The organism is Allobosea massiliensis, from assembly GCF_042655245.1.
Taxonomy (GTDB): Bacteria; Pseudomonadota; Alphaproteobacteria; order Rhizobiales; family Beijerinckiaceae; genus Allobosea; species Allobosea massiliensis.
Genome location: NZ_JBHSLU010000077.1, coordinates 1 through 7,346, shown reverse-complemented (window position 1 = coordinate 7,346; position 7,346 = coordinate 1). Strand labels below are relative to the sequence as shown.

Annotated in this window: 9 protein-coding genes and 1 pseudogene; all 10 read left to right on the top strand. The window is 59.6% G+C overall.

Annotated features, from left to right (window positions below; translation table 11 throughout):
- Window positions 1-267: 267 nt before the first annotated feature.
- Window positions 268-654 carry a replication protein RepA gene (locus tag ACFPN9_RS22070; protein WP_446030842.1) on the top strand — a complete coding sequence of 129 codons (387 nt, stop codon included), beginning with the start codon at window positions 268-270 and terminating at the stop codon, window positions 652-654.
- Window positions 655-924: 270 nt separating this feature from the next.
- Window positions 925-1,191 (top strand): CopG family ribbon-helix-helix protein, encoded by a 267-nt coding sequence (locus tag ACFPN9_RS22065; RefSeq protein ID WP_012754169.1) that lies wholly within the window; start codon window positions 925-927, stop codon window positions 1,189-1,191.
- Entirely contained in the window at window positions 1,191-1,496 is a 306-nt protein-coding gene (locus tag ACFPN9_RS22060; RefSeq protein WP_172873196.1) for a type II toxin-antitoxin system RelE/ParE family toxin, read from the top strand. The genes ACFPN9_RS22065 and ACFPN9_RS22060 overlap by 1 nt, the downstream gene beginning before the upstream one ends.
- A 67-nt stretch (window positions 1,497-1,563) precedes the next feature.
- Window positions 1,564-1,785, top strand: coding sequence for a nucleotide-binding protein (locus ACFPN9_RS22055; RefSeq protein WP_377817601.1), 222 nt, complete (start codon window positions 1,564-1,566; stop codon window positions 1,783-1,785).
- Between the two features lie 352 nt (window positions 1,786-2,137).
- On the top strand, window positions 2,138-2,989 hold the full coding sequence (phnC, locus tag ACFPN9_RS22050; RefSeq protein WP_006023687.1) for a phosphonate ABC transporter ATP-binding protein: 852 nt from the start codon (window positions 2,138-2,140) through the stop codon (window positions 2,987-2,989).
- Window positions 2,986-3,846 carry a phosphate/phosphite/phosphonate ABC transporter substrate-binding protein gene (phnD, locus tag ACFPN9_RS22045; RefSeq protein ID WP_006023686.1) on the top strand — a complete coding sequence of 287 codons (861 nt, stop codon included), beginning with the start codon at window positions 2,986-2,988 and terminating at the stop codon, window positions 3,844-3,846. Before phnC ends, phnD begins: the two co-directional genes overlap by 4 nt.
- Window positions 3,847-3,853: 7 nt before the next feature.
- Window positions 3,854-4,672, top strand: coding sequence for a phosphonate ABC transporter, permease protein PhnE (gene phnE, locus ACFPN9_RS22040; RefSeq protein WP_006023685.1), 819 nt, complete (start codon window positions 3,854-3,856; stop codon window positions 4,670-4,672).
- Between the two features lie 12 nt (window positions 4,673-4,684).
- Entirely contained in the window at window positions 4,685-5,686 is a 1,002-nt protein-coding gene (locus ACFPN9_RS22035; protein WP_377817600.1) for a phosphonate dehydrogenase, read from the top strand.
- Window positions 5,687-5,693: 7 nt separating this feature from the next.
- Entirely contained in the window at window positions 5,694-6,581 is an 888-nt protein-coding gene (locus ACFPN9_RS22030) for a LysR family transcriptional regulator (protein WP_006023683.1), read from the top strand.
- A gap of 206 nt (window positions 6,582-6,787) precedes the next feature.
- Window positions 6,788-7,246 (top strand): annotated as a pseudogene (locus ACFPN9_RS22025) (IS21 family transposase); the annotation flags it as partial.
- Window positions 7,247-7,346: the final 100 nt, after the last annotated feature.

Genomic DNA, 7,346 nt, shown 5'->3' with positions numbered 1-7,346 from the left:
GGGCGCCATCGGCCGCATCATCGATCTCTTCCCGCCCGCTGAATGCGCAAACTACTTCAGCGCCGCAGGATACGATGCAACCTGATCGGATTCCGCTCTAGAACGCTCGCCAGATTGTCGCGCCGCGACAAACAAAAAACGGCGCTACTCTTGCCAGCGACAATCAAACCGCTAAGCTGACCTTCGCCGCGACACTAAAATCTCATCCAGATTGTCGCCGCCATCTCTCCCAGATTGTCGCGCTATAGCCGGTCGCGCGATACGATCGTGCGGGCGCTGAAGAACCTGCGGGCGCATGGTTTCATCGACTGGCTGCGGCGCTACGAGCCGACCGGCAACGAGGGGCGCGGCCCACAGGTCCAGCAGACGAGCAACGCCTATCGCCTGTCGCTGCCAGAGAAGGCCCGGCAGTTCCTTGGGCGGTTCGGCAAGACCCCTCCCCCGCCCGACGACTACAGCGCCGCACAGAAAGCCCGCGCGGCCGAGCTGGGCGCCTACCGGAAGACCCTGCCCCTCGATGAGCTGGCGCTGTTCGAGGCCGGCGATAACCCGCTAGGCCGGGCGCTCGCCGCCCTTGGGAAGATGGTGCAGAAACGTGAGTCCGATAACCAGACTGAATCCCCATCTGATCTTTATCTAAGAGGGCAAACATAAGCGGTCGCCGCTGTTCGGGCTGCTTTCGCAGCCCTGCGGCGATTCCGGCCCGCGCATAGGCGGGCCGGCAAGCGGCACCCTCACCACCTAAACCGCAACGCTTGCGCCTGCGGCCAGCGTCCTATGGGCTTTCGAGAGGGGGGCAAGGCCGGCGTTTAATTACTTACGTCAGTACGTATTGACGTGTATTCGTATTACCTAAAAGGCGGTGACAGCGGTCGGGGAAACGTGCTAGGGTGTACACAATTTAACACGATCGGAGGCGATTCCATGACCGCCAGCACCACCATGACGATTCGGGTTCGGCCCGATGTGAAAGAAAAACTCGACCGGATCGCGAGCGGCACGCAGCGGAGCAAATCTTTCCTCGCCGGCGAGGCCGTCGCCGCCTATGTCGATCGCGAGCTTGAAATCATCGACGGCATCAAGCGCGGCATGGCCGACGCAGCGGCCGGCCGCGTGATCCCCCACGCGCAGGCCGTCGCGGAAATGCGTGAGGTTATCGCGGAAGCGAAGCGCCGGAAAGCCGCGCGCTGATGAGGCCGGTTGTCTGGTCGATTGAGGCGCAGCGGGATAACCTCGAAATCCTGCGCTACATCGCCGAGGACAACCCATTCGCCGCCGAACGGGTCGTGGACGCGATCGAGGACGCCGGGAACAAGCTAGGCGAGATGGCAACCGGGCGGCCGGGACGGGTGGGCGGAAGCTATGAAAAGTCCCTCGCCCGGCTTCCCTACATCATCGCCTATGAGCTGCGCGACATGGAGGGCCGGGAAAGCGTCGTGATCGTGCGCGTCATCCACACGTCGCGGGACTGGCCGGCCGAGGAATGGCCGCACTAGCTTAAAGGCGTAGTAACGTGCCTAGCTATATGCTTTAATACGTATTCACGCAAAGAAGGATTAACGCATGAACGTCATTGCGTTTTTGAGCCAGAAGGGCGGGAGCGGAAAAACCACGCTTTCGGTTCATACCGCCGTGGCGGCCGAGGCGACCGGCGAACGGGTTTGCGTCATTGATGCGGACCCGCAGGAGAGCGCGACCGCATGGGCGAGCGCGCGGGAAGCCGGAACGCCGATCGTCGCCACGGCGCAGGCCGGCGAGCTGGACGCGGCGCTTAGAGGCCCCTGAACATTAAAGGGGCACAGATATACGGTAGAAAGTTCAGATCACGAACAGCGACGGGCTTCCGCGCCACAGTCGAAGGTCGTAGAAGGGTGGAACTTTGCCGTTCGTCTCGCCCATCGGAACGAGACGCCATTCACAACACAAGCACCTAGGTTTGAACGCGGAAATGAGACATTTGCGGATGTAACAACCTTGCCGCAATGCAGCATCGTCCGCCTTGCACGCGGCGAAGGGTCACTTCACTGACGGATAGAGTCACAAAACCTTCGCGACCTTGACATCGAAGTGTCATCCACGAGCCCTACTGTATTGCGAAACGCAATCTCTGCGTCATTCACATTACAGATGGTGATCCATGAAGCCCAGCGATGCCGAGACCGACCGCAAATACGTGTTGCGGCTCAGAAATGTCGGTGTGACCTATTCAGGCGGAGTGGTGGCGCTCAGATCGACCACCCTCGATTTCTTCCAGCGCGAGTTCTCCGTTTTACTCGGCCTGTCGGGTGCGGGGAAATCGACACTTTTGCGCTCCCTGAACCTCCTTGTTAAACCTACCTCCGGCGAGATTGTCTCATCGGATTTCGGTGTCCTTGGCCCGACCGGCGCACTCCGCCAGCACCGGCGCCGAACGGCACTCATTTTCCAGCACCATCAGCTGATCGAGCGACATACGGCCCTCGCCAACGTCCTCACCGGCCGACTCGGCTATCACAATACCTTGCGCAGTTTCTTCCCGCTGCCCCGCGCGGACCTGGAACTGGCTCTCCACTGCCTCGAGCGCGTCGGTCTGGCCGACAAATCCATGACGCGTGTCGATCAGCTCTCTGGCGGCCAGAAGCAGCGTGTCGGGATTGCCCGCGCGCTGGCGCAGCAGCCCAACATCATTCTGGCCGACGAGCCTGTCGCCAGCCTCGATCCCGCCACCTCGGAGAAGATCCTCGAACTGCTTCGCCAGGTGTGCAAAGAAGACGGCATCACCGCCATCGTGTCGCTGCACCAGCTGGAATACGCGCAGCGCTTTGCAGACCGGATCATTGGCCTTGCCGGTGCACATGTTGTGTTTGACGGCGCTCCTGATGAGCTCAATGACGACAATTTCGCCGCGATATACGCCGGGCACCGCCGTGAGCCAATCGCACCCAGCCGGACGAGTAACCCCGCCTACGCCCAGCCACCGTTTACGCCTGAGATGGAGATGTCCCTATGAACCGCCTGCTGAAATTTGCCATTGCTGCCGCCCTTGCCATGGGGCTGGCAGCGCCAGCCCACGCCGCCAATCCGAATCCAGAGACTTTAAAGGTCGCACTGTTACCGGATGAGAATGCGTCCGAGTTGATCAAGCGCAATCAACCGCTCAAGGACTACCTCGAGAAGGAACTGGGCAAGAAGGTCGATCTGGTTGTGACAACAGACTACTCGTCGATGATCGAGGCAATGCGTTTCGGCCGGATCGACATAGCCTATTTCGGTCCGCTCTCGTACGTGCTTGCCAAGGGCAAAGCCGATATCGAGCCGTTTGCGGCAATGGTCAGCGACGGCAAGCCGACTTACCGCTCTGTCGTCATTGCCAACGCGAATGCCAATGTGAATTCGCTCAGCGACATCAAGGGCAAGAAGGTCGCTTTCGGCGATCGCGCTTCCACCTCCAGCCATCTGATTCCGAAGACGTTGATGGCGGAAGCCGGTGTCGTGAATGATCGCGATTACCAGCAGCACTTCGTCGGCAGCCACGATGCGGTTGCGGTGAATGTCGCCAACGGCAATGCGGAAGTCGGGGGCCTTTCCGAGGTGATCTGGAAAACTCTTCTTGAGAGAAAGCTCGTCGACGCAGGCAAGGTCAAGGTCATCGCCTACAGCAAGGAATATCCCCAATACCCGTGGACGATGCGCTCCGACCTGAAGCCGGAGCTGAAGGACAAGATCCGCACCACTTTCGTGAACCTGAAGGACCCCGCAGTTCTGAAGAACTTCAAGGCGGACGGTTTCGCCCCGATCACGGACAATGATTACGACGTGATCCGCGATATGGGAAAGTTGCTTGGAATCGACTTCGGAGCGATGTGAGGACGTGATGACGACGCTCGGCGCAACCACAATCAACACAACAAACCATTATCTCGATCAGTACAGTCGGGCGTGGATCCGGCAGTCTGCCCAGGTTGCTGCGGTACTCGCTATTGTGCTGGTTGCATTCTGGTATGTTGGTCTTCTGGATTTCGGGACCCTGGCAAACGGGGTTCCGGCCATCTTAACGCTGGCCCGCGAGGCGATGCCGCCGGATTTCACCAATGCGCGCGCGTGGCTCAAGCCGCTGGTGGACACCTTGGCAATGAGTATTGCCGGAACGGCAATAGCGGTGCTTCTGTCATTTCCGCTGGCTTTTCTTGCTGCCCGGAACACGTCGCCGCACACGATCGTATTTCATGTCGCCCGTACCCTGCTAAACGCTCTTCGCTCGGTCCCGGAGCTGATTATGGGCATCATTTTCGTTGCTGCCGTAGGCTTTGGTGCTTTACCCGGCGTTCTGGCATTAGGCCTGCATTCGGTCGGTATGGTCGGCAAGTTTTTTGCGGAAGCAATTGAGCATGTCGATGAGGCCCCCATAGAGGCTGCGCGCGCCGCAGGTGCAACTCCGGTTCAAGTGTTGTTCCACGCCGTCCTGCCACAAGTGTCATCGCAGTTCGCAGACGTATCCGTCTATCGCTGGGAATATAACTTCCGCGCATCCACGATAATGGGAATGGTTGGCGCAGGCGGTATTGGGTTTGAGCTGATGGGATCGCTTCGAATCATGTTGTATCAAGAAGTCAGCGCCATTTTACTCGTCATCCTGATAATGGTGACAATCGTCGATGGCCTGAGCGGCTATTTGCGGAAGAAATTCAAGTAAGGACCGGCCATCGTGAAACCGCGCGTCGTCATCACCCACAAAGTGCATCAGGAAACCTTGGATCTCCTCTGTGACCATTGTGAAGTCACTCCCAATCAAACTATGGAAACCCTGCCCCGCGAAGAGATTCGCCGCCGTGTCGGCACGGCGGATGCAATGATGGCCTTCATGCCGGACTGGGTCGACGCCGATTTCCTGGCAGCTTGCCCGCAGATGAAGGTCATCGGCGCGGCCTTGAAGGGCTACGATAACTTCGATGTCGCGGCCTGTACGGCCCGGGGCATCTGGCTGAGCATCGTGCCTGACCTCCTGACCGTGCCGACGGCTGAGTTGGCCATCGGCCTTACCATCGGCCTCACCCGCAAGATGATCCAGGCCGATGCCAGGGTCCGCTGCGGCAAATTCGCCGGTTGGCGGCCGGAGTTTTTCGGCCTGGGCATCGCGGGGTCCGCCATTGGTATTCTCGGAATGGGGGCGATTGGGCAAGCCATCGCCGAACGGCTGAATGGCTGGGGCGCAACGCTGCTATACAACGACCGGGTGCCGATCCCAGCACCCGGCGGCGAAGCTCGACCTAGTGTTGCTCGGCGCAGCCTGGAGGAGGTATTATCCGAATCCGATATCGTCATCCTGGCCCTGGCGCTGGCCCCAGACACCATCCATCTGATCAACGACAGGACGCTCGCCCTGATGAAACCAGGCGCATACCTCGTGAATCCATGCCGCGGCTCTGTCGTGAGCGAAGCTGCTGTTCTAACTGCGCTCACCAGCGGTCAGCTCGGCGGGTATGCCGCCGACGTGTTCGAGCTGGAGGATTGGGCTCGCGAAGACAGACCGCGGGAGATCGCTCCGGGCTTGCTGGGTCACCCAAACACGATGTTCAGCCCGCATATTGGCTCTGCTGTTAAGAAAGTTCGCTTGGCAATCGAACTGCGCGCTGCAGAAAATATCCTGCAGGCCCTTTCGGGTAAGCCGCCAATGGATGCCGTCAACAATGCGAGACAAGTGGCTTAGATCGGCAATGCTGAATCTAGTATGGGTGCGGACATTTCTGGCCCTGGCGAAGCATAAGAGCTTTCAAGCGTCCGCCGAATATCTTCGGATCGCTCAGCCGACGGCCTCATCACATATCCAGAAGCTTGAGGAGCAGCTGGGTGTCCTGCTATTCCATCGCTCCCGAACGGGGTGCGAGCCGACGCGGGAAGCGATGAACTTTCTGCCTTATGCCCAGAGCATCCTTAGGGTTAACGAGCGTGCACTCGCCGCGGTCTCTGGGGAGCGCACGCGGATCGGTGCCAGTTCCAATATCGGAATCTATCTGCTGCAGCCCTATGTCCGGTCATATCTGGAAGGCCGCGATCCAGCGGCTTTTGATATGGTGATTGACCGCAATCCGTCCATCGTCGAGAAACTGGAGAATGTCGAAATAGATGTGGCCGTGTTGGAATGGTGGGACAACCGCGACGGCTGCCAAGTCGAGCGCTGGAGAAGCGAGCCCGTCGTCGTCATCGTTCCGCCCGATCATCCATTGGCGTCTCAAGACCACATTGATCCGGTTCAGTTATCCGCATTTGAGCTTCTCGGCGGCGAACCTGGCACCGGGACCGGGCGGATGCTTGCGAAATATTTCGGCGATCACGCTCAAATGCCGCGGGTTTCCCTACAGTTGGGTAGCACCGAGGCTGTCAAGCAGGCGGTAAAGGCTGGAGTTGGCATCTCTCTAGTTCTGGCGTCAGCCGTATCGGACGAGGTGCGGGCCGGAAGCCTGCGTGCCTTACCCTTCCCTGACCCGCCGCTACGAAAGGACCTGTTTGTCGCTTGGCGCACCGGCATTTCGGGCATGCCTATACCGGCCTTCGCCCAGCATCTATTGAACGCTCACTGCAATGAGACGGTATCCGCTCGCTGACGTCAGCGCCTCTCGAATCGGCTACATGCGCGTTTTGTTGGTCATGAACGCGTATTTCGCACGGTCTAAGCGGTCGCTCAACCGGTTCGATGATTGTTGATTTCCACTGAGAGTTGACCCGGCAGGCACGGATTTTTCCATCGAGAAGTGACCCATGTTTTCACCACGTCTCACGCGGCATCGCGGGGGACAGCGGAGTGATCGACATGGAGTTATTGAGCGTCATCCGACGCTGGCATTACCGGGATCACCTCTCGATCCGGGATATCTCCCGCCGCACCGGCCTTTCGAGGAACACCGTGCGCAAGTACCTGCGGGCGGACAGCGTCGAACCCCGGTTTCATCTTCCCGAGCGGTCGAGCAAACTCGATCCCTATGCCGATAAGCTCGCAGCGATGCTGCGGGTCGAGAGCGGCAAGTCGCGCAAGCACAAGCGTACGATCAAACAGCTGCACGCTGATCTGGTGACCCTCGGCTATGAGGGGTCGTACAATCGGGTCGCGGCCTTTGCCCGGGACTGGAAGGCTGCCCGGTTGCGTGAGCAACAGACCAGCGGCCGCGGTACTTTCGTGCCGCTGGCCTTTGTGCCGGGCGAGGCGTTCCAATTCGACTGGTCGGAGGATTGGGCGATCATTGCCGGCGAGCGCACCAAGCTCCAGGTCGCCCTGTCCAGCGACATTCGGAACTGACCCCTTTGCGTCATGAAGAACTGACCCCCATGCCGATTGCCTTTAGGCGGTTGCGGATTGCGGCGTCGCAGCGGCC

Excerpts from the sequence above, each read along its gene's own strand:
- ACFPN9_RS22065 (WP_012754169.1), top strand. The coding sequence starts at position 925 with ATGACCGCCAGCACCACCATGACGATTCGGGTTCGGCCCGATGTGAAA.
- ACFPN9_RS22060 (WP_172873196.1), top strand. The coding sequence starts at position 1,191 with ATGAGGCCGGTTGTCTGGTCGATTGAGGCGCAGCGGGATAACCTCGAA.
- ACFPN9_RS22055 (WP_377817601.1), top strand. The coding sequence starts at position 1,564 with ATGAACGTCATTGCGTTTTTGAGCCAGAAGGGCGGGAGCGGAAAAACC.
- phnC (WP_006023687.1), top strand. The coding sequence starts at position 2,138 with ATGAAGCCCAGCGATGCCGAGACCGACCGCAAATACGTGTTGCGGCTC.
- phnD (WP_006023686.1), top strand. The coding sequence starts at position 2,986 with ATGAACCGCCTGCTGAAATTTGCCATTGCTGCCGCCCTTGCCATGGGG.
- phnE (WP_006023685.1), top strand. The coding sequence starts at position 3,854 with ATGACGACGCTCGGCGCAACCACAATCAACACAACAAACCATTATCTC.
- ACFPN9_RS22030 (WP_006023683.1), top strand. The coding sequence starts at position 5,694 with ATGCTGAATCTAGTATGGGTGCGGACATTTCTGGCCCTGGCGAAGCAT.